The organism is Flavobacterium silvaticum, from assembly GCF_012911565.1.
Classification (GTDB): Bacteria; Bacteroidota; Bacteroidia; order Flavobacteriales; family Flavobacteriaceae; genus Flavobacterium; species Flavobacterium silvaticum.
On sequence record NZ_JAAMPU010000102.1, the window covers coordinates 36,722 to 57,719 of the forward strand.

Consider the following 20,998-nt stretch of genomic DNA (forward strand, 5'->3'; position numbering starts at 1 on the left):
TTATCTTTGCCGCTTTATTGAAACCTTCAAATGAACAAACTTCTGATTGTCGGTACCGTTGCTTTCGATGCTATCGAAACACCGTTCGGGAAAACCGATAAGATCCTTGGCGGAGCCGCCACTTTCATTGGCCTTTCGGCTTCTTTTTTCAATGTTAAACCAGCGATTGTTTCTGTAGTTGGGGAAGATTTTCCTCAGGAACACCTCGATTTGCTTTCAAGCCGCGGCATAGATATTTCTGCCATTGAAATCGTAAAGGGCGGAAAGACTTTTTTCTGGAGCGGACGGTATCACAACGATTTGAATTCGCGCGATACATTGGAGACACAACTCAATGTTCTGGCAGATTTCAACCCGAAAGTCCCGGTTGCATTCAACGATTCAGAAGTCGTGCTTTTAGGAAACCTGCATCCCAATATTCAGATAAGTGTGTTGGATCAAATGCAAACCAAGCCGAAACTCGTCGTTCTCGACACCATGAATTTCTGGATGGATTGTGCGTTGGCGGAACTTAAGGAAGTCATCAAACGTGTCAATGTCATTACGATCAATGACGAAGAAGCGCGTCAGCTTTCAGGAGAATATTCACTCGTTAAGGCAGCGGCTAAAATCCAGCAAATGGGACCGCAATATGTAGTGATCAAAAAAGGCGAACACGGAGCGTTGCTGTTCCACGACAAAGAAATTTTCTTTGCGCCTGCTTTGCCGCTTGAAGAAGTATTCGACCCGACCGGAGCCGGAGATACATTCGCCGGAGGTTTCGCCGGATTCCTGGCCCAAAGTGAAAACATATCGTTTGAAAACATGAAGAACGCCGTGATTTGGGGTTCGAATATGGCTTCGTTCTGCGTAGAGCGATTCGGAACCGAGAGAATGGTGAGTTTAGAGAAAGAAGATGTGGTCAAACGCCTCAGACAATTCCGGGCGCTGACTCAGTTCGATATTGAAATAGCATAAAGGCTTCGGCCTAGAGCCTCGGAACGCCGGGGCTTTTTTAATTGAGTTCGGGAGTTTTTAGTTCGGAAGATCGGAAGAACGGAAAATTGAAAACATTCGAAATTTGGAACAACAAACAACAAGTCGTCTGTCAAGACACCACAACTATGAGCGACAAACTCACCCACGAATGCGGCATTGCTTTTCTTCGATTGAAGAAACCGCTTGATTATTATAAAGAGAAGTATGGCACTGCTTTTTACGGCATCCAGAAAATGTACCTGCTGATGGAAAAGCAGCACAATCGCGGCCAGGACGGTGCCGGTTTTGCGAGCATCAAGCTGGACCTGAATCCGGGTGAACGATACATCAGCCGCGTGCGTTCAAACGATCCGCAGCCAATCGCCGATGTGTTCAAACAAATCAACGAACGCATCAACGATGAACTGCTCAAGCATCCGGAATATAACAACGACACGGAGTTGCTTAAACGCAAAGTGCCTTATGTCGGCGAAGTTTTTCTTGGGCACGTGCGTTACGGGACTTTCGGGAAGAACAGTATTGAAAGCGTCCATCCGTTCCTGCGCCAGAATAACTGGATGCACAGAAACCTTATTGTCGCCGGAAATTTTAACCTGACGAATGTCACCCAATTATTCAACAGTCTCATTGAACTCGGTCAGCATCCTAAAGAAATGGCCGATACGGTAACTGTGATGGAAAAAATAGGACACTTTTTGGATGATGAAGTAGATGATTTATACTACGAATGCAAACAGAATGGGCTGTCCAAACGAGAAGCATCGCCTGTTATCGCTGAGAAACTTAATGTGGCCAGAATCCTCAAACGCGCTTCAAAAGGCTGGGACGGCGGTTATGCCATGGCGGGACTTTTCGGACACGGAGATGCATTCGTGATGCGCGATCCGGCAGGAATCCGTCCGGCGTATTTTTATGAAGATGATGAGGTTGTCGTTGTGGCATCAGAAAGACCTGTAATCCAGACCGTCTTCAACGTAGCATTTGAATCTGTCCAGGAATTGAAACCCGGAAATGCGCTTATCATCAAAAAGAACGGAACCGTTACCGAACAGGAAATCAATACGCCGACTGCCTATAAAGCCTGCTCTTTTGAACGCATTTATTTTTCAAGAGGAAGCGATGCCGAAATCTACAATGAGCGCAAGGAATTAGGGCGATTGTTGCTTCCGCAGATTTTAGAGACTATCGATAAAGACACTGACAACACTGTTTTTTCATACATTCCAAATACGGCCGAAACCGCATTTTTCGGAATGGCCGAAGCAGCCCGCGATTTCCTCAACCAACGCAAAAACCAATATATTCTCGACAACCGTAAAACGCTGACGGCCGAACATCTGCAGGAAATCCTGTCGGTCAAGATCCGAATGGAGAAAATCGCGATCAAAGATGCCAAGCTCAGGACTTTCATTACCGAAGACAGCTCGCGAGATGATCTTGTAGCACACGTATATGATATTACCTATGGCGTGGTAAAACCAAATGACAACCTGGTTATCCTTGATGACAGTATTGTACGCGGGACCACACTCAAGATGAGCATCCTTAAAATGATGGACCGATTGAACCCGAAGAAAATCGTCATCGTTTCATCGGCGCCACAAATCCGTTATCCGGATTGTTACGGAATCGATATGGCGAAACTCGAAGGTCTTATCGCTTTCCAGGCAGCTCTCGCCCTATTGAAAGAACGAGGAATGCAGTATGTAATCGACGAGGTTTATGCCAAATGCAAGGCTCAGGAGAATTTGCCAGATGCCGAAATCACAAACGAAGTGATTGCCATGTACGCGCCGTTCACCGATCAGGAAATTTCAGATAAGATTGCGCAAATGCTGCACACGCCGGACATCAAAGCCGAAGTCAGAATTATCTTCCAAACCGTCGATAATCTTCATAAAGCGTGTCCAAAGAACCTTGGCGATTGGTATTTCACAGGCGACTATCCTACACCTGGCGGTAACAGAGTGGTAAACAAAGCGTTCATGAATTTCTATGAAGGCAAAGACGCAAGAGCATATTAAACGCATCTAAATCGATATAGTTGAGACACTTTATCGATTTTTGATGTATTTCGTCTAATTTATTTGTTTTAAACGAATTAACAATATACATTCGTATCACCATAGCATTAGTAGGTTAAGTTTATGGTAGATTTGGGGCAAAAAGGGTGAAGTTTACTTCACCTTTTTTATTTTGTAAAAGTTAGATTCTACAGAATCAATAGCATAAAAAAAGCGGCACTCAATAAGTGCCGCTTTTTATTTCTCCAGTTCGTTAGTCTTCGATCTTCCGATCTTCCAACTTTATTTCTCCGTCGCGTATCGTCTCGCCACTTCAGTCCAATTGATCACATTAAAAAATGCCTCAATGTAATCCGGACGGCGGTTCTGGTAATTCAAATAGTATGCGTGTTCCCAAACGTCCATTCCTAAGATTGGTGTTCCGCCACAACCTACTTCAGGCATTAAAGGATTGTCCTGGTTCGGCGTTCCGCAAACGTCGAGCTTTCCACCATCTTTTACGCAAAGCCACGCCCAACCGGAACCAAATTGTGTTGCACCGGCCTTTGCAAACTTAGCCTTGAATTCATCGAACGATCCAAAATCGCGATCGATTGCAGCTGCCAACTCGCCCGTAGGTTGTCCGCCTCCGTTTGGAGACATGACCGTCCAGAATAAATTGTGGTTGTAAAATCCGCCTCCGTTATTACGCACGGCAGCATTCTTTTTATCTAGGTTGATCAGGATATTTTCAATCGTCTTACCTTCCATGTCCGTTCCCTGGATGGCCGCGTTGAGGTTCGTAGTATAAGCCTGATGGTGTTTGGTATGGTGGATTTCCATGGTACGCGCATCAATATGCGGCTCAAGCGCATCATACGCATACGGCAATTTTGGTAGTTCAAATGCCATAATAGTGTTTGTTAAATACGTTATTAAATATTTTCAAATTTAAAGATATAACTTTGGAAAGGAAAGCTGTTTGCCGTTATAATTTTTTTAAATGCAACATCTTGGCTTCCATAAACTTTTCTCAGGAGCTGTTTCCTGCTGCCCGCTTCAAGCTTTCTCATAACGGCGGGTTTTACGAACCGCCGCTCAGCTTCCGTTGGTCGCTGGCGCCGCTTTGTGAAACCAACGCCGTTCTCTCAAAAGGCTTTACGCTTGCATCAGGGCTAGGCCCCGAATTTGTAACAACTGAATTTTGGATACGAAATCATTTTCTATTTACGACGCATCGGCAGGTTCGGGAAAGACCCATACGCTGGTCAAGGAATATCTCAAAATCGTGTTGCGTTCCCAAAAACCGGATGCGTATCGGAACATCCTGGCCATCACGTTTACGAACAAGGCCGTCCATGAAATGAAAACCCGAATCGTGGACACGTTGTTTGAATTCACAAAAGACAATCCGTCAGGGAAAGCACTTCAAATGCTTGCAGACATTTCTTTTGAAACCGGAATTCCGGAGGCAAAACTGCGCGAAAAAGCAAAAGTCGTCATCCGTCATTTGATCCATAATTATGCGGCTTTCGATATTTCGACAATCGATAAATTCACGCATCGCGTCATCCGTGCTTTTGCCAGAGATTTGAATCTGCCGTCAACTTTCGAAATCTCACTCGACACAGATAATCTATTGGCTGAGGCTGTCGACAGTATTATCGCCAGGGCTGGTGAAGATCCGATCCTCACCAAACTGCTCATAGACTTCACCCTCGAAAAAACCGACAGCGACAAATCCTGGGACATTTCACGCGAAATCCTCGATACCGGAAAACTCGCGCTCAACGAAAATCACCGAAAGGAGTTATTGCATTTCAAGGACAAACCTATCGAGCAGTTCCTTGAAATCAAGAATCGGTTGTTCGAAGCAGTGAAATCACTCGAGCAGGAAGCATCAGAATTGGCAAATCAGGCGCTGGAATTGATGTCAGCCAATGGAATCGAGCAAAAATCCTTTTACAGTTCCTACATCCCGAAGCATTTTGTCAAAATCGCATCGGGTCAACTTATTCCGCACGAAGGCCATCTCAGATATTTGCGTGAAGAAGACGGGAAACGGTATTCGGCATCAGTCCATCCGTCTCAAAAAGCGGCGATTGATACGATAGGGAATGAACTTCTGGCACTGCTTATCGGCATCAATTCGATTGCGGTAAAACAACTGTTCTATCTGGCTTTCCTTAGAAATATCACGCCTTTGTCGCTTCTGAACACCATAACATCTGAACTCGCAAAAATCCAGGATGAGCAAAACATACTGTCGATTTCTGAATTCAACGCCATCATCCATAACGAAATCCAGGGACAACCCGCACCGTTCATTTACGAACGATTGGGCGAAAGATATCGTCATTTTTTCATAGATGAATTTCAGGATACGTCAGAAATGCAATGGCAGAATCTGGTTCCGCTTATAGATAATGCGCTTGCCGGCCAGGATGAATACGGGACTAAAGGAACGCTAATGATTGTCGGCGACCCAAAACAATCCATTTACCGCTGGCGTGGTGGAAAAGCCGAACAATTCATTGCCTTGTCCAAAACCGAAAATCCGTTTTCGAATAAAGACAAGCAGAACTACTCGCTCGAGACCAACTGGCGCAGTTATTCCGAAGTGATTTCATTCAACAACGACTTTTTTAAATTCCTGTCGAATCGCTTCGAGCACGTCGATTACGCCGATTTGTATCGGAACAAAAGTTTCCAGAAATCGACACATAAAACCGGTGGTTATGTCACTATTTCGTTTCTCGATGAGGCAGATGAAGCCGATGAAGATCCATATGCAATCGCCACACTGAAAAACATTCGTCAATTGCAGGAAAAAGGTTTTAGGTTCAGTGAGATTGCTATCCTGACACGCAAAAGACAGCAGGGAATTTCACTCGCGCGACATTTGAATGAGAATAATATTCCTATTATTTCGTCGGAAACGCTTCAGCTCGAAGCATCGTCAAAAGTTCAGTTTTTATTGGCTTTTCTCAAATATCTGTACAACAGGAAAGATGTCGAATCGAAGGCAAAATGGCTGTATCGCATTGGGAAACTCACGAATCAAAAAAGCAAACTGCCAGATTTCATTGCGGCCGGATTGGCTTTTCGCGATGATATTTCACTTGGGAAATGGCTCGGCCAACTCGGAATAGGCTTGCAGTTTGACGAATTAAGGAAAAAAGCGCTTTATGAAACAGTCGAAAGTATCGTTTCGGCGACTTTGAAGGAAACAGATGCTTACGTGCAATACTTTCTCGACATTGTTCTGGAGCGTGAAGTTCAGTATCAATCGGGACTTGGGAATTTTCTCGATTATTGGGAACAGCACGGTGACCGGTTCAGCATTCCGTCACCTGAAGGCAAAGATGCGGTTCGGATTATGACCATCCATAAATCAAAAGGGCTTGAATTTCCAGTTGTGATTTTTCCGTATGCCGAGGAAGATTTTTCAAGACGTCCGAGCGATAAGGTATGGGTTCCGAGCAATGACGAACTTGTCGGTTTGCCGCGTCTGTTGACCGATGTAAGCAGCAAAATGAACGATTTGGGCCAGGAAGCGAGTGAAATCTATCTGCAGAAAAAGCAGGAAGAAATGCTTGATATCATCAATGTTTTGTACGTGGCATTGACCCGGGCGGAGGAACAATTGTATGTGATTTCTGCTATGAATTTTACCGCGAAAGGTGAGTTGATGCAGAATAACCTGTCGGCATTTTTCATTGAATTCCTTACGAATTTAGGGCTGTTCGACAGATCAAGATTTTCATATGGATTCGGTGACGATAAAAAGATATCGGCCCAAAAACCACAAATGGCCGAACCCGAAAGCATCCGTCAGGTGGCATCTGCATTGGACATGGAAGACATTAAAATTGCGCGTCGCGAAGCCTTGATGTGGGATTCGGAACAGGCAAAAGCGATTGGGTTCGGAAACACGGTCCATGAAATCCTGTCGCAAATCAATACTTCGGAAGATTTGGAGATTGTGCTTGACACAGCAGAAATACAGGGATTGATTACGCCTTTGATCCGTCAGCAAATCAAAAGCATCGCGCTTGAAATTGTGAACCATGAGGATTTATCGCCTTTTTTTAGTTCCGGTTACAGTCAATATCGGGAGCAAACCATCATCAGTAGGAAAGGTAGAACGATAAAGCCCGACAGGATTGCCATCGATGCATCCGGAAACGCCTATCTGCTCGATTATAAAACCGGCGCGCATAATCCGAAATACGAACACCAGCTCTCTGAATATGCAGATGCATTGGCTGAAATGGGCTTTTCCGTCGTGAAAAAAATGCTTGTCTATACAGCCGGCCCGGTAAAAGTGATAGCTTTGTAGCAAACTGCAAAACACGATTTATGTACGGTAACATACAACAACGCTTACAACAGGAACTGGCCGAAATAGAGGCGAACGGCCTGTTTAAAAAAGAACGCATCATCACTTCGCCCCAAGGTGCCGAAATCACGATTTCTACAGGTGAAACGGTATTGAATTTCTGCGCTAACAATTACCTCGGATTGTCTTCTCATCCGGAAGTGATACAAGCTGCAAAAGACGCGCTTGATACGCACGGATTCGGGATGTCTTCGGTTCGTTTCATCTGCGGAACACAAGACATTCACAAGGATCTTGAAAAGGCTATCGCCGATTTTTACGGAACCGAAGACACCATTTTGTATGCCGCTGCTTTTGATGCGAACGGAGGTGTTTTTGAACCATTGTTTGGGGAAGAAGATGCGATTATTTCAGACAGTCTGAACCATGCTTCAATCATTGATGGAGTCAGGCTGTGCAAGGCAAAACGCTATAGGTACGAAAACAGCAATATGGCTGATCTTGAAGCACAATTAATCGCGGCAAATGCAGCCGGCGCACGTAATAAAATCATTGTCACCGACGGTGTTTTTTCTATGGACGGATTGGTTGCTCCGTTGGATAAAATATGTGATCTGGCCGATAAATACGATGCACTTGTGATGGTTGACGAATGCCACGCAGCAGGCTTCATTGGAGAAACCGGGAAAGGGACCATGGAGGCAAAAGGGGTGATGGGCCGAATCGACATCATAACAGGAACGTTGGGCAAAGCGTTAGGCGGGGCCATGGGCGGATATACCACCGGAAAAAAGGAAATCATAGAAATATTACGCCAGAGATCAAGGCCTTATTTGTTTTCCAATTCGCTTTCCCCAGCAATAGTCGGCGCCTCATTGAAGGTCTTTGAACTGTTAAAAAAAGACACCAATCTGCGAGATAAACTCGAATGGAATACGAATTATTTTAAGAAAGGAATGTTAGATGCAGGTTTCGACATAGTTAATGGAGACTCGGCGATTGTTCCTGTAATGTTATACGATGCCAAGCTGGCTCAGCAAATGGCCAGTGAGTTGCTTAAAGAAGGCATTTATGTAATTGGCTTCTTTTTCCCAGTGGTACCAAAGGATAAGGCGAGAATCCGGGTGCAATTGTCCGCGGCTCACAGTCAGGATCATCTCGATAAAGCGATTGCGGCTTTCATCAAAGTAGCCAAGTATTTACAGGTGATTTGACCCTAAAAATGAAGGAAATGTTTTATCTTAACAATATGTTATTTTTTTAACATTTCACTTTGCCGTTAAAAAGTAACCGCTTACTTTTGTCTCAATAACTTTTGTAACTAAAAATGAAATCTAGTATGAAACATCTAAACAAAGTTTTTGCCGCAGTGGTGATGCTGTTTGGTTTGAGCTCCCAGGCTCAGGACAGCGATAACCCTTGGGCAATTTCATTCGGAGCTAACGCCGTGGATACACGTGTTAGTGCGGCTTCTAAGTTTGAGGATCAGTTCTCTGAGTACTTCAATGCTAAGGACAACTGGAACATCCTTCCATCAGTATCTTACCTTAACGTTTCCCGTTACGTAGGTGCTGGCTTCGTGGTTGGTGTTACAGGATCTATCAACAAAATTGACAAATTCGTTAATCCACGTAACCAGGATCCAAGCGGAATGGGAGATTACACGGTAACTAACCCTGGAGATCTTAACTATTACGCGGCAGATCTATCTGTGAAATACAGCTTCCTTAAAATGATCGGAACTAAATGGCTTGACCCATCTATCCACGTTGGTGGTGGTTATACTTGGTTCGGTGATGATGCTAACGGAGCTACCGTAAACGGAGGTCTTGGTTTGACTTTCTGGTTTACTGAGCAAGTTGGTCTTTCTTTCCAATCTACTTACAAACAATCTTTCGACGACAGAGCTGAAAGAGGACAGTTGGATAACCAACCTTCACACTTGCAGCATTTCGCAGGTCTTACGTTCAAATTCGGAGGTAAAGACACAGATAACGATGGAATCTATGACAAATACGATGCTTGTCCAGAGCAAGCAGGTCTTGAGAAATTCCAAGGTTGTCCTGACACTGACGGAGACGGTATTCCAGACAAAGACGATGCTTGTCCAGAGCAAGCAGGTGCTCCAGAATTCCAAGGATGTCCTGATACGGACGGAGACGGTGTAGCTGATAAAGATGATGCTTGTCCAGATGTTCCAGGTCTTAAAGAATTCCAAGGATGTCCAGATAGCGACGGTGACGGTGTTACTGACAAAGCTGACAAATGTCCTACAGTTAAAGGTCCTAAAGAAAACGGTGGTTGCCCTTGGCCAGATACTGACGGAGACGGAGTTCTTGACAAAGACGACAGATGTCCATCTGTAAAAGGAACTGTTGCTAACTTCGGTTGCCCTGAAATCACAGAAGAACAAGTTAAAAAATTGAACGATTACGCTAAAACTATCCTGTTCAACAGTGGTAAAGCGACTTTCAAAGAGCAGACACTTGCCGTTCTTGACAACATGGTGACTATCCTGAAAGAGTATCCAAATTCTAAATTCGTTCTTGAAGGTCACACTGACAGCGATGGTAGCAACGCATTGAACCAGACATTGTCTGAAAACCGTGCAGCAGCTGTTAAAACATACTTGCAAGAGCATGGTATCCAGGAAGGTCGTTTGACTTCAGTTGGATTCGGTGAAACTAAACCAATCGCTTCTAATAAAACAGCTAAAGGTAAAGCTGAAAACAGAAGAGTTGAAGTTAAGCTTGTAAAAGAGTAATTATCTCTTCATAATACTAGAAACGCCTCGAGAAATCGGGGCGTTTTTTTATTTTTATACCTATGCATTCAGATTCATTTTTAACACAGATAGCGGAACGCGTCCTTAAATATGACACACAAACTCTTTCGGGCCTTACTATAATACTTCCGAATAAAAGAGCGCGGGTCTTTCTGATTGAATCACTACGCCAACAGTTGGATCGCCGTATTTTTCTCCCCAAAATAATCAGTATCGACGAATTCATAACGAACCTATCTGGCCTGCGGATTATGGACAGGGTCGAACTGCTTTTTTTCTTTTATGAAATGTATGTCGATTCTACATCTGAATCAGAACTCCAGACATTTGAACAATTCTCAGGGTGGGCCAAAACTCTGGTTCAGGATTTTAATGAAATCGACAGGTATCTGTTGAATCCCGACTCGATATTCAATTACCTCGAGGCCATTACAGAAATCGAGCATTGGTCTGTGGAAGGCCCGCAACGAACCCACTTGATTGAAAATTATCTTGTCTTCTGGAAAAAACTGCCGGTTTATTACCACGAACTGTACAGCAGGTTAAAAACACTCGGCTTGGGTTATCAGGGAATGGTATATCGGGAATCTGTTGCCAATCTGGAAATTGCAACAGAAGCTATGAAACCCAATGACCATTTTCTATTTGCCGGTTTCAATGCTTTGAATGCTGCAGAAGAACGAATCATACAACATTTTCTTGCCATTGGTTGTGCCGATGTTTTTTGGGATATCGACAAATCCATCCTTGCAGATGCCGCCCATGATGCTTCCTTGTTTTTAAGGCGATATAAAAATGTCTGGCCGTATTACTCAAACAGAACCTTCGACTGGATGTCAGACGATTTTTCAAAGCCGAAAAACATACGGATCATCGGGACACCAAAAAGCATCGGGCAGGCCAGGGTTGCAGGTAACATCATTGAAGATCTGCATAAAAGCGGAACTATAGGCCAATCTGAAAAAGTAGCCATAATATTAGGTGAGGAAAACCTGCTGCTTCCATTATTGCATGCGTTGCCAAACGAGGCGACGCCTTTGAACATAACCATGGGTTATCCGGCCAAGAATACACCGCCGTTTATCCTCATCTCAAAATTGTTCCGCCTTCATTTGAATGCCATCGCCCGAAATCAGGATCAATATGTTTTCTATTATAAAGATGTACTTGAAATCCTCAATCATCCGTTCATTGAACCGTTTGTCAAAGCCAATGATTGCATAGATACTATCATCGACAGGAATTACACGTTTATTCCCCACAAGAAATTAGTATCAATGGCCGCTTCGCCTGATCCTGTCTTTTCATTGCTTTTCGATAAATGGGACAAAGGCCCGCTTGCAGTTTTACAACGGCTTTCCTCGTTGCTTACCCAACTCAAAGAATATCTGGGGAAAGACACCAATGCCGAGCAGATTTCGCTGGCCATGTTGTATTCCTGTTATAAACTCATCAACCAGCTTATCGTTCATTACTGTAAGGAAGGCAGAACAGAAAATCTCGAAACCCTGCGTAACATCTTTAAGGAAACCAGCGAAATGGCCGAGATTTCGTTCGAAGGCGAACCACTTGAAGGACTACAGATTATGGGTGTTCTGGAAAGCCGGTTGCTTGATTTCGACCATATTATCATCACGTCTATGAACGAAGGGAATTTTCCATCGGGCAAAGGCGGTAATTCGTTTATTCCATACGATGTCAAACGCGAAAAAGGACTGCCAACATTCAAGGAAAAAGATGCCATCTATAGTTATCACTTCTATCATTTACTGCTTCGGGCCAAGAATATTTACTTGTTGTACAATACCGAAAGCGAAGGAATCGATGCGGGTGAAAAAAGCCGTTTCCTGACCCAAATCGAAATTGAAAAGCGTCCGAAGCACAACCTGACGCACGAAATCCGTTTTGCGCCCATTCCGCTCATTGCATCGGAAATCATGGAAATCCCAAAATCCGAATCCGTAATGGAACGTCTCAGGGAAATTGCAGAAGTAGGTTTTTCTCCATCATCGCTGACCGGTTACATCCGAAATCCAATTGATTTCTATTACCGAAAAATCCTGCGTATTCGTGAAACCGAAGAAGTCGAGGAAAGCATCGCCCTGAATACACTCGGGACAATCATTCATGCCACATTGGAAAATCTATACAAGCCTTTTTTGAATCAGTTGCTGACTACAGCAGCCATTGCAGATTGCCAGAAGCACGTCGATGCTGAGATTCTGGATCAATTCCGATTGGTCTATAAAGACGGGGAAATAAAAAAAGGAAAAAACCTGCTTGCTTTTGAAGTTGCCAAACGGCACGTGGGGAATTTTCTCAAAATGGAATTGGCCGATATCGAAAACGGAGATGAAATAATCATCAAAGAACTCGAATTTACCTGTTCAAGAGAACTGACAGATCCGCGGCTACCGTATCCGATAAAAATAGGAGGAAACGTAGATCGTATAGAGCTTAGAAACGGCAAATTGAGGATCGTCGATTACAAAACCGGAAAAGTCGAAGCCAAAGATATGCAGCTCGAAGATTGGACCGGATTGGCACAAGATACCAAACGCGAAAAAATACTTCAGGTACTTGCATATGCGTTTATGTTCCGCGACCCATCACAAGGGCGTGAAATAGAAGTCGGCATCGTATCGTTCAAAAACCTCAAATCAGGATTTATGCCTTTTACGCTTCTGAGGCCAGATGTAAAGGAAACTGTCGTGACCGATGAAATCCTCCAGTCTTATCAATCCATCCTCGTCGATTTGCTGCTTGAAATCCTGAATCCCGAAATTCCGTTCCGCGAGAAAGTTTAGACAGCTGATTTTACAAGTTCCGACAGATGCCCGAGCAACGCCTCGAAATTCTCGATCGGCGACATATGCCCGTCCGGAAACGTAATCAGTTTGACCGATGCCTCATTAGCCTGGTCGGCATTGTCATCATAGGGCAAAACCGGGTCGTTTTTTCCCAGAAACAACCATATCGGATAAGGAGCAAAATGCAAGATCACTTCTCTGTCTTTGCGGATTTTCATGCCTTCAAGCGAAGCCACGATTCCCTGAAGCGGTGTCTTCAAGGCCTGCTGCTTCATGTGTTCGATTTCGGGGTTGAGTCGTTCGCGATTCGATTCGTTGAACAAATTCCCGACGGACAACCGGACGAAGGAAGTATAATCCATCTTCACGGCCTTGATAGCACGGTCCCGGTTTTTCTTTCTTTCGTCACTATCGGCGCGTGATGTGGAATTGATCAGTGCGATTCCCGAAACCATTTCCGGATAGTATTCGGCAAAAGCCAAAGCCACATAACCACCCATGGAATGTCCTGCAATCGTGGCTTTTTTTATTTTGAGGTGGGAAAGAACGTTATAGACCAAATCTGCATTGTCTTCCATAGAATGCACATAACCTATGGCTTCCGTTTCACCATGGCCCAGCAAATCGATAGAAATGACGCGGTTCTTCTTTGAAAGTTCTTCGGCGAATGCATCCCACATGGTCCTGTTTTCAAGGAAGCCATGTAAAAAAACGACGGTTTTTCCCTTACCGACGTCACTGTAACCCACCGATGCGTTTTTGTAAACCAGCATAATTACGAATGCATCAACTGCTCGATTTCTTCAATTTCGATAGGAATGTTGCGCATCAGGTTGAACGGTTCGCCGCTTTCCTGAACCACGACATTGTCTTCGAGACGGATGCCGAAACCTTCTTCCGGAATGTAGATTCCAGGTTCGACGGTAAAGACCATATTGGCTTTCATGGGTTCGTGCAACAAGCCGTAATCGTGGGTGTCTAGCCCCAAATGATGCGAAGTCCCGTGCATGAAATACTTTTTATACGCAGGCCAGTCTTTGTTTTCATTCTGTACGTCGGCTTTTGAAATCAGGCCGAGGCCGATAAGTTCCGATGTCATCAGTTTCCCGACTTCCAAATGATATTGTTTCCATAATGTTCCCGGAACAAGCATCTTTGTCGCTTCTTTCTTGACCCGAAGCACGGCATTGTATACATTGGCCTGACGCTTGGTAAATTTCCCTGAAACCGGAATGGTACGTGACAGATCACTCGAATAATTCGCATATTCGGCAGCTACATCAAGTAGGATCAAATCGCCGGCTTTACATTCTTTATTGTTTTCGACGTAATGCAGCACGTTGGCATTGTTGCCAGAAGCGATGATTGGCCCATACGCAAAACCTTTCGAACGGTTGCGGATGAATTCATGTATCAGTTCGGCCTCGATTTCATATTCCCAGACGCCGGGCTTTACAAAACCGAGCAATCTGCGGAAACCTTTTTCGGTAATATCACAGGCTTTTTGCATCAAAGCGATTTCTTCAGCTTCTTTGACCGAACGCAGACGCTGCAGAATCGGGTTGCTTTTCGCTACCGAATGCGCCGGATATTTTTCTTTCCACCATTTGATGAAACGATCTTCACGTGTTTCGGTTTCGACTGAAGCACGATAATGTTCGTTGGTGTTGATGTACATAGTATCGGCATACGTCATCAGTTCATAAAAAACCTTTTGGAAATCCTGGAGCCAATACACCGATTTGATTCCCGAAACCTCGAAAGCCTGTTCTTTATTGAGTTTCGCTCCGTGCCATATGGCGATATGCTCGCTGGTTTCGGTCAGGAACAATATTTCGCGTTGGTGTTCGTAAGGCGCATCTGGAAATAAAACCAGAATGCTTTCTTCCTGATCCACGCCGCTTAAATAGAAAATGTCACGGTGTTGCTGGAACGGCATGGTGCTGTCTGCAGAAATAGGGTAAATATCGTTGGAATTGAAAACCGCGATGCTGTTTGGCTTCATCTGGGCCATGAATTTTTTGCGGTTCTTTATAAAAAGGTTACTGTCTATTAAATCGTATTTCATGATGCTAAGTTGATTTTTGTAAAATTAGGCATTCGCCGATTGAAGAATCAGGACATTTGGCGCTATTTTATGTTTTTGCGGATGCGGCTCATGTGACGCATCGAGATTCCGAGGAAAGACGATAACAGGTGCAGCGGAACCTGCTGCAATAAAACCGGTTCGGTCGAAAGCAGTTTCTGGTAGCGTTCTTCGGGTGTCAACGTAAGTAAGTCGATTCGGTAATCGTCGATTAGGCAAATCTGTTTTTGGATCAGGTCGAAATAGGCTTGTCTGAAAATAACATCCTCAGACATCAGTTTCTCAAATGTATTCCGGTCCACATAAAGCAAATCCGTCGCAACTATCGCTTTGATGAATTTACGTGACGGAACACGATTAAGGAAACTTTCAAGAGCCGATGTAAAACTGTTGCGAAGTGCGAGATACGTTGTCTTTTCATCGCCGTTGACCTCTATGCCGTGTTGTAAAATCCCACCGACGACAAACGTAAAGTGATTGCAGGTTTCACCCTGGTCACAAAGAAGCTGGTTTTTGTCCAGATGCAGCTTTTGGAAAGGCGACCCCGGTTCCGTGATATACTGTTGAAGTGCTTTGCTTTCTCCGGGCAACATGCTATCTGGTTTTGAAATACATCAATCGATCCACTGATAATAACGCGCGCCTTCGAGGTTCGGTTTTTCGTGTTCTATACGGTCCAGCACCCATTCGTTCTTTGGTTCGAGTACACTATTGTGCTTCATTTTGGTATGTAAGCCTTCATATTCTTCAAACGAAATGGCGTGGCTTTTTGCAAGAGTCCCGAATAAGTCGACAGGTGAAAGCGCTGTTTTCCATTCAGATTCAATCGTGCCTTCAAAAACCTTTGATTTTGACCCGCTTCCGTAAGCGAGGAACCCGAATTTTTGTCCCGCGATTTCGATGTTGTTATCTGAATATTCACAAATGGCCGATAAAAATCCCATGAAAATCGAGCCTGTATATAAATTCCCGATCAAAGAGGAAGCACTTTCGGCAGGTGCCAATTTATCTGAAACGAATTTTTTATAGCCTTCAGATTTCGCGATTTCTTTTACGGCTGCCGCATCCGAAGCTTCAATCCCGAATTCTTTTGCATACAATCCGGCAAGCATGCGTCTTCCCTGAAACGCATAGGGCAAATGCATGATGATGTTGAACCAGTTGTCCAATGGAATTTTATCTGCCGAAACTTTTTTGAATGCTGCATAAGCCTCATTGGTTCTGTCGATATAACACTCGTTCGAATATTGCCCGTCAAAAACCGGTTGGTCTTTATGGATTTCAATCTCGCCTTCGAGGTTTCCGAACCACGGATAGTTATCGTCATTCCCGGTAATCATGAATTTGGAAATGGTCCGGTACGGTTTGAAGAAATCGAAAACGCTTTTGTGGCTCGTGGCCCAATTCGTATCGAACGAAATGATTCTTGGGTTTTGGGACAACAGGAGTGCGACCGCTCCGGCACCTTGGGTATATTCACCCGTTGAGCCGAGGTCGTATTTGGCGATGTCGGTGGCGACGACTATGGCTTTTTTATTGGGATTCAACCGGATGAAATCGATACAATTCTGCATGGCATCAACGGCGCCTATACAGGCAAATGTAAAATCGACGGTATCGCAATGCCCGAGTGTGTTTTCACCGAATTTCTGTTCAATCAACCCTGTTATGTAAGATCCGACCGGTTTTGAATTGTCAAGGCCACTTTCGGTCCCGATGTAAATTCTGCAAACTTGGGATAAATCTATCGCATTGTCCTTAATCAATCGTGTAAGCGCATTCGCCCCGAAAACAACCGTATCCTGATGTGCGTCGGGCAACGTCATTTTTTTGAGACCGAGCCCTTTTTCGAGTTTATCGGCTTCGATATGGCGCGCTTCGGCCAGGGTTTTTATGGGTAAATGAATTTTTGAAACGTCGAATGCAATGGCGTCGATCCCTATTTTCATGTTCAGATTTTGAAACCTTAAAAGTACGACAGCCGCGCGGAACGCAAAAAGTTTCGGTTGATTTTTATGCGGATTTGTATCTGAGGTACATCCGTCCGGCAATAATTCAGCAAGAAAGAGCGTTCTTGACCCAGAACCAATTGCTGTGCGTATGTCCAGATCGATCCGAATACTCCTCGTCCTTGGCTGTTTAGCTACCTTTTCACTGTTTTCGTGTGAAAGCGATTCCGTTGGTGAATCGACAGAGCCAAGCCTGATCGTAAAATTCCGGTTCGATAAGAACCAGCAGCGGCTTAATAATTTAGGACAACCTTCAACAGTTGCGGCCGGAAACGCGGCTTTATCGCCCGATTTCCATTCCATATCGGCCCATTATTTTGAATTGGCCCAAACGGCTTATACCCAACTTGGCCAAGGTGCTGTTTTGTATCATGCACCAGAAACGAATCTGGGCGGAGCGAATGCCATTGATTTCAGCCAGGCAAAAATTGTCGGTGAAGACGAGGTTTTCCTCAGTATCCCGTTTTCACAGATAGCGGCCGGTAATTATGAATGGGTGCGGGTTTCATTGGCGTACCAGAATTACGGGATTTCCGTGCGTCAGGCTGGTGTCGATTATCCGGGTACTTTGGCGAGTTTCGTGGGGTTCAATACGTACATCGGCTCGCATTCGATCGGCAATAATTTTTTTGATATCGAGGGGAACAGAAAGCAAGGATATTGGGCTTTTGCTTTAGATGATTACCCTTACAGCATAGATGGGCAGGCACCGGAAGGAGCCACTACAGTCCCGAATCCGTTGGCTTCGACTTCCCCGATTCCTGCAGGTTCCTGCGTGGTTACGGGACAATTTTCACAACCGCTTCAAATTACGGGAACAGAAACCCATGATGTCATTGTCACGTTGTCGCTTTCCATCAACAAAAGCTTTGAATGGCATGAAGTTACGGCCGATGGGAAATACGAACCTGCAATTGGCGAGTCTGTCGTCGATATGGGCTTGCGCGGCTTGATTCCGAGCCATGAAGTTGCGCCATAAAACACTGCTGCTTTCATAGAATTTATACTCATTATAAATTATCGCGTTTGCTTTGCGAAGTAAGGCGTTTCGCTGTATTTTTGTGTGATTTTTACAAATTCACCACAACTTATGGCAAAATCAGCGCTCCTGAAGTCGTCCCTGGCAAAAAAGTACTGGATGGCCCTTACAGGTTTATTCTTATGCCTGTTCCTGGTCGGGCACTTAATTGGAAATTTACAGATACTTTACGCAGATCCACACCAGTTCAATACCTATGCGCTGTTCATGACCAGTAATCCGGCTATCAAGGCGCTTTCTTACCTGACTTATTTATCGATTCTTTTCCATGCGTTTGACGGAGCTTTGCTTACGTATCGCAATGTCAAGGCACGTCCGGTCGGTTATGTGAAGAACAATGCCTCTGCGAACAGTAAGATCTCTTCGCGCAACATGGGGATTTTGGGAACGGTTATCCTGATTTTCATCGTGACGCACATGATGAGTTTCTGGGCAGTGATGCACTTCGATAACAAAATGCCACTTGAAAAAATTTCAGTCAAAAGCCAGATGGCACCGGCTAAGGATTATTACCTGACCCAAAGCCCTGGGGAATACATTCCGGTAGATCAGGTCGCCGCAGATAAAAAAGAAGCCGAAGCTTCACGCAAAGCCTTTTACATCAAAGACCGTACGGAATTCATTTTCACCGGAGCAGATGTCAAGAAAGCAGACGGATATAAAGATCTTTTCAAAGTAACGGTAGCCTTCTTCAAGGATCCGAAATACGGATTGGTTTATACGATCCTTTACGTGATTTCGATGTTGGTGCTGGGCTTTCACCTGTACCACGGATTCGCCAGTGCGTTCCAGAGTTTAGGATTGAACCATCCAAAATACAATGCCGCGATAAAAGCGTTCGGGATTGGGTTCTCGATCGTAGTTCCGTTCCTGTTTGCCGTGCTTCCCGTCTACATCCACTTTTTCCTAAAAACAATTTAATAGCCCAATTCAACTATGAAGTTAGATTCTAAAATACCTGAAGGCTATATTTCCGATAAATGGACCAACCATAAAAACCACCTCAAACTGGTCGCCCCCAACAACCGTCCCAAAATCGACATCATTGTCGTAGGAACCGGTTTGGCAGGAGCATCGGCCGCCGCATCGTTCGGTGAGATGGGTTATAACGTAAAGGCATTCTGCTTCCAGGATTCGCCACGTCGCGCACACTCGATCGCGGCACAGGGTGGAATCAACGCAGCCAAAAATTACCAGAACGACGGCGATAGTATCTATCGTTTGTTCTACGATACGATTAAAGGAGGCGATTATCGTGCGCGTGAAGCAAACGTCCATCGTTTGGCCGAAGTTTCCGGAAACATCATTGACCAATGTGTGGCGCAAGGTGTTCCGTTTGCACGTGATTACGGCGGAATGCTGGACAACCGTTCCTTTGGTGGAACGCAGGTCCAAAGAACATTCTACGCCGCTGGTCAAACGGGACAACAATTATTGCTTGGAGCGTATTCGGCTTTGTCGCGTCAAATTGGTCAAGGAAACGTACAGCAGTTCAATCGCCACGAAATGCTTGACATTGTAAAAGTCGATGGAAAAGCCCGCGGAATCATTGCCCGTAACCTGATTACAGGTGAAATCGAAAGACATTCGGCCCACGCGGTCATCATCGCATCGGGCGGATACGGAAACGTCTATTTCCTTTCGACGAATGCCATGGGATCGAACGTTTCCGCAGGCTGGAAAATCCACAAAAAAGGAGCAGCGTTCGCGAACCCTTGTTATGTTCAGATTCACCCGACCTGTATTCCTGTCCACGGAACGAACCAATCGAAACTGACGCTGATGTCGGAATCGTTGCGTAACTCCGGAAGAATCTGGGTTCCGAAGAAAAAAGAAGACGCAGAAGCGATCCGGGCCGGAAAACTCAAACCGACGCAGATTGCAGAAGAAGACCGAGATTATTACCTCGAAAGACGCTATCCGGCGTTCGGGAACCTTGTTCCGCGTGACGTAGCTTCAAGAGCAGCAAAAGAACGTTGCGACGCGGGTTACGGAATCGAGGCGAACGATACGAATGAAGGTGTTTACCTTGATTTTGCATCAGAAATAATCAGCAAAGGAAAACAGGCGGCCCTTGTTGCAGGCGACCATAATCCATCGGCAGAAAAAATACAGGAACTTGGCAAGAAATGGATCGAGGAAAAGTACGGTAACCTGTTCCAGATGTATGAGAAGATCACAGCTGAAAATCCATATGAAGTTCCAATGAAAATCTATCCGGCCGTTCACTACACCATGGGTGGCGTTTGGGTCGATTATAATTTGCAGAGCACCATTCCGGGCTGTTTCGTGGCCGGTGAAGCGAATTTCAGCGACCACGGTGCGAACCGACTTGGAGCATCGGCTTTGATGCAAGGCCTGGCCGACGGCTATTTCGTGTTGCCGTATACGGTTTCAGATTACCTGGCAGATGAAATCCGGACGGGGAAAATCTCGACACAAACAGCGGAATTCGACGAGGCTGAAAAGTCTGTCAGAGATCAAATCGATGCATTCCTCAATAACAACGGATCGAAATCTGTCGATCATTTCCACAAACAATTGGGCCATATTATGTGGAACAAGGTAGGAATGGGACGTAATGCACAGGGATTGGCAGAAGCGGTTAAGGAAATCGATGCCCTGCGCGCCGAATTCCACCGCGATGTTTACGTTCCCGGAAAAGCCGACGAACTCAACACCGAACTCGAAAAAGCCCTGCGTGTTGCCGACTTCATGGAACTGGGACAACTTATGGCAATGGATGCCTTGCAGCGTAACGAATCCTGCGGTGGCCATTTCCGAGAAGAATACCAGGATAGCGAAGGTGAAACCCTGCGTGACGACGTGAATTTCAAATTCGTAGGTGCCTGGGAATACCAAGGTCCGGATATCAATAAAGAAATCCTGAACAAAGAAGACCTGAATTACGAATTCATCAAGATTGCAGCCCGTAACTACAAATAA

The 20,998-nt window shown here is 44.9% G+C and carries 15 protein-coding genes; 9 read left to right on the forward strand and 6 right to left on the reverse strand.

Annotation, left to right across the window (positions count from 1 at the left end; all coding sequences use genetic code 11):
* Window positions 1-30: 30 nt before the first annotated feature.
* Window positions 31-957 carry a PfkB family carbohydrate kinase gene (locus G6047_RS06315; protein WP_169526644.1) on the forward strand — a complete coding sequence of 309 codons (927 nt, stop codon included), beginning with the start codon at window positions 31-33 and terminating at the stop codon, window positions 955-957.
* Window positions 958-1,103: 146 nt separating this feature from the next.
* Entirely contained in the window at window positions 1,104-3,002 is a 1,899-nt protein-coding gene (locus G6047_RS06320) for an amidophosphoribosyltransferase (RefSeq protein WP_169526645.1), read from the forward strand.
* A 282-nt stretch (window positions 3,003-3,284) separates the two neighbouring features.
* On the opposite strand, the gene G6047_RS06325 is transcribed toward G6047_RS06320, so the two are convergent.
* Window positions 3,285-3,893, reverse strand: a complete 609-nt coding sequence (locus G6047_RS06325; RefSeq protein ID WP_169526646.1) for a superoxide dismutase — start codon at window positions 3,891-3,893, stop codon at window positions 3,285-3,287.
* Window positions 3,894-3,916: 23 nt separating this feature from the next.
* Window positions 3,917-4,054: a hypothetical protein gene (locus G6047_RS06330; RefSeq protein ID WP_169526647.1), complete on the reverse strand. Its 138-nt coding sequence runs from the start codon at window positions 4,052-4,054 to the stop codon at window positions 3,917-3,919.
* Between the two features lie 131 nt (window positions 4,055-4,185).
* Here G6047_RS06330 and G6047_RS06335 point away from each other — a divergent pair, with 131 nt between their 5' ends.
* From G6047_RS06335 to G6047_RS06350, 4 genes are all read left to right on the forward strand, one after another.
* A complete protein-coding gene (locus G6047_RS06335) occupies window positions 4,186-7,323 on the forward strand; it encodes a UvrD-helicase domain-containing protein (protein WP_169526648.1) in 3,138 nt (1,045 codons plus the stop codon).
* A gap of 20 nt (window positions 7,324-7,343) precedes the next feature.
* Window positions 7,344-8,537 carry a glycine C-acetyltransferase gene (gene kbl / locus G6047_RS06340; protein ID WP_169526649.1) on the forward strand — a complete coding sequence of 398 codons (1,194 nt, stop codon included), beginning with the start codon at window positions 7,344-7,346 and terminating at the stop codon, window positions 8,535-8,537.
* A gap of 125 nt (window positions 8,538-8,662) precedes the next feature.
* Entirely contained in the window at window positions 8,663-10,087 is a 1,425-nt protein-coding gene (locus G6047_RS06345) for an OmpA family protein (protein ID WP_169526650.1), read from the forward strand.
* A 62-nt stretch (window positions 10,088-10,149) separates the two neighbouring features.
* A complete protein-coding gene (locus tag G6047_RS06350; RefSeq protein WP_169526651.1) occupies window positions 10,150-12,915 on the forward strand; it encodes a PD-(D/E)XK nuclease family protein in 2,766 nt (921 codons plus the stop codon).
* On the opposite strand, the gene G6047_RS06355 is transcribed toward G6047_RS06350, so the two are convergent.
* The 4 genes from G6047_RS06355 to G6047_RS06370 form a co-directional block, all read right to left on the reverse strand.
* Entirely contained in the window at window positions 12,912-13,691 is a 780-nt protein-coding gene (locus G6047_RS06355; protein ID WP_169526652.1) for an alpha/beta fold hydrolase, read from the reverse strand. The genes G6047_RS06350 and G6047_RS06355 overlap by 4 nt on opposite strands.
* A gap of 2 nt (window positions 13,692-13,693) precedes the next feature.
* Window positions 13,694-14,986: an aminopeptidase P family protein gene (locus G6047_RS06360; protein WP_169526653.1), complete on the reverse strand. Its 1,293-nt coding sequence runs from the start codon at window positions 14,984-14,986 to the stop codon at window positions 13,694-13,696.
* Window positions 14,987-15,048: 62 nt separating this feature from the next.
* Window positions 15,049-15,597 (reverse strand): Crp/Fnr family transcriptional regulator, encoded by a 549-nt coding sequence (locus G6047_RS06365; protein WP_169526654.1) that lies wholly within the window; start codon window positions 15,595-15,597, stop codon window positions 15,049-15,051.
* 21 nt (window positions 15,598-15,618) lie between these two features.
* Window positions 15,619-16,953 (reverse strand): hydroxymethylglutaryl-CoA synthase family protein, encoded by a 1,335-nt coding sequence (locus tag G6047_RS06370; protein WP_169526655.1) that lies wholly within the window; start codon window positions 16,951-16,953, stop codon window positions 15,619-15,621.
* A gap of 151 nt (window positions 16,954-17,104) precedes the next feature.
* On the opposite strand from G6047_RS06370, the gene G6047_RS06375 reads away from it, so the two are divergent.
* The 3 genes from G6047_RS06375 (at window position 17,105) to G6047_RS06385 (ending at window position 20,998) form a co-directional block, all read left to right on the forward strand.
* Entirely contained in the window at window positions 17,105-17,992 is an 888-nt protein-coding gene (locus G6047_RS06375) for a hypothetical protein (RefSeq protein ID WP_169526656.1), read from the forward strand.
* Between the two features lie 111 nt (window positions 17,993-18,103).
* Entirely contained in the window at window positions 18,104-18,973 is an 870-nt protein-coding gene (locus G6047_RS06380) for a succinate dehydrogenase cytochrome b subunit (protein ID WP_169526657.1), read from the forward strand.
* A 15-nt stretch (window positions 18,974-18,988) separates the two neighbouring features.
* Window positions 18,989-20,998, forward strand: a complete 2,010-nt coding sequence (locus G6047_RS06385) for a fumarate reductase/succinate dehydrogenase flavoprotein subunit (protein ID WP_169526658.1) — start codon at window positions 18,989-18,991, stop codon at window positions 20,996-20,998.

Coding starts and splice junctions, on each gene's coding strand:
- G6047_RS06385 (WP_169526658.1), top strand. CDS start 18,989: ATGAAGTTAGATTCTAAAATACCTGAAGGCTATATTTCCGATAAATGG.
- G6047_RS06320 (WP_169526645.1), top strand. CDS start 1,104: ATGAGCGACAAACTCACCCACGAATGCGGCATTGCTTTTCTTCGATTG.
- G6047_RS06345 (WP_169526650.1), top strand. CDS start 8,663: ATGAAACATCTAAACAAAGTTTTTGCCGCAGTGGTGATGCTGTTTGGT.
- G6047_RS06365 (WP_169526654.1), bottom strand. CDS start 15,597: ATGTTGCCCGGAGAAAGCAAAGCACTTCAACAGTATATCACGGAACCG.
- G6047_RS06325 (WP_169526646.1), bottom strand. CDS start 3,893: ATGGCATTTGAACTACCAAAATTGCCGTATGCGTATGATGCGCTTGAG.
- kbl (WP_169526649.1), top strand. CDS start 7,344: ATGTACGGTAACATACAACAACGCTTACAACAGGAACTGGCCGAAATA.
- G6047_RS06350 (WP_169526651.1), top strand. CDS start 10,150: ATGCATTCAGATTCATTTTTAACACAGATAGCGGAACGCGTCCTTAAA.
- G6047_RS06375 (WP_169526656.1), top strand. CDS start 17,105: ATGTCCAGATCGATCCGAATACTCCTCGTCCTTGGCTGTTTAGCTACC.
- G6047_RS06330 (WP_169526647.1), bottom strand. CDS start 4,054: ATGAGAAAGCTTGAAGCGGGCAGCAGGAAACAGCTCCTGAGAAAAGTT.
- G6047_RS06360 (WP_169526653.1), bottom strand. CDS start 14,986: ATGAAATACGATTTAATAGACAGTAACCTTTTTATAAAGAACCGCAAA.
- G6047_RS06380 (WP_169526657.1), top strand. CDS start 18,104: ATGGCAAAATCAGCGCTCCTGAAGTCGTCCCTGGCAAAAAAGTACTGG.
- G6047_RS06355 (WP_169526652.1), bottom strand. CDS start 13,691: ATGCTGGTTTACAAAAACGCATCGGTGGGTTACAGTGACGTCGGTAAG.
- G6047_RS06370 (WP_169526655.1), bottom strand. CDS start 16,953: ATGAAAATAGGGATCGACGCCATTGCATTCGACGTTTCAAAAATTCAT.
- G6047_RS06315 (WP_169526644.1), top strand. CDS start 31: ATGAACAAACTTCTGATTGTCGGTACCGTTGCTTTCGATGCTATCGAA.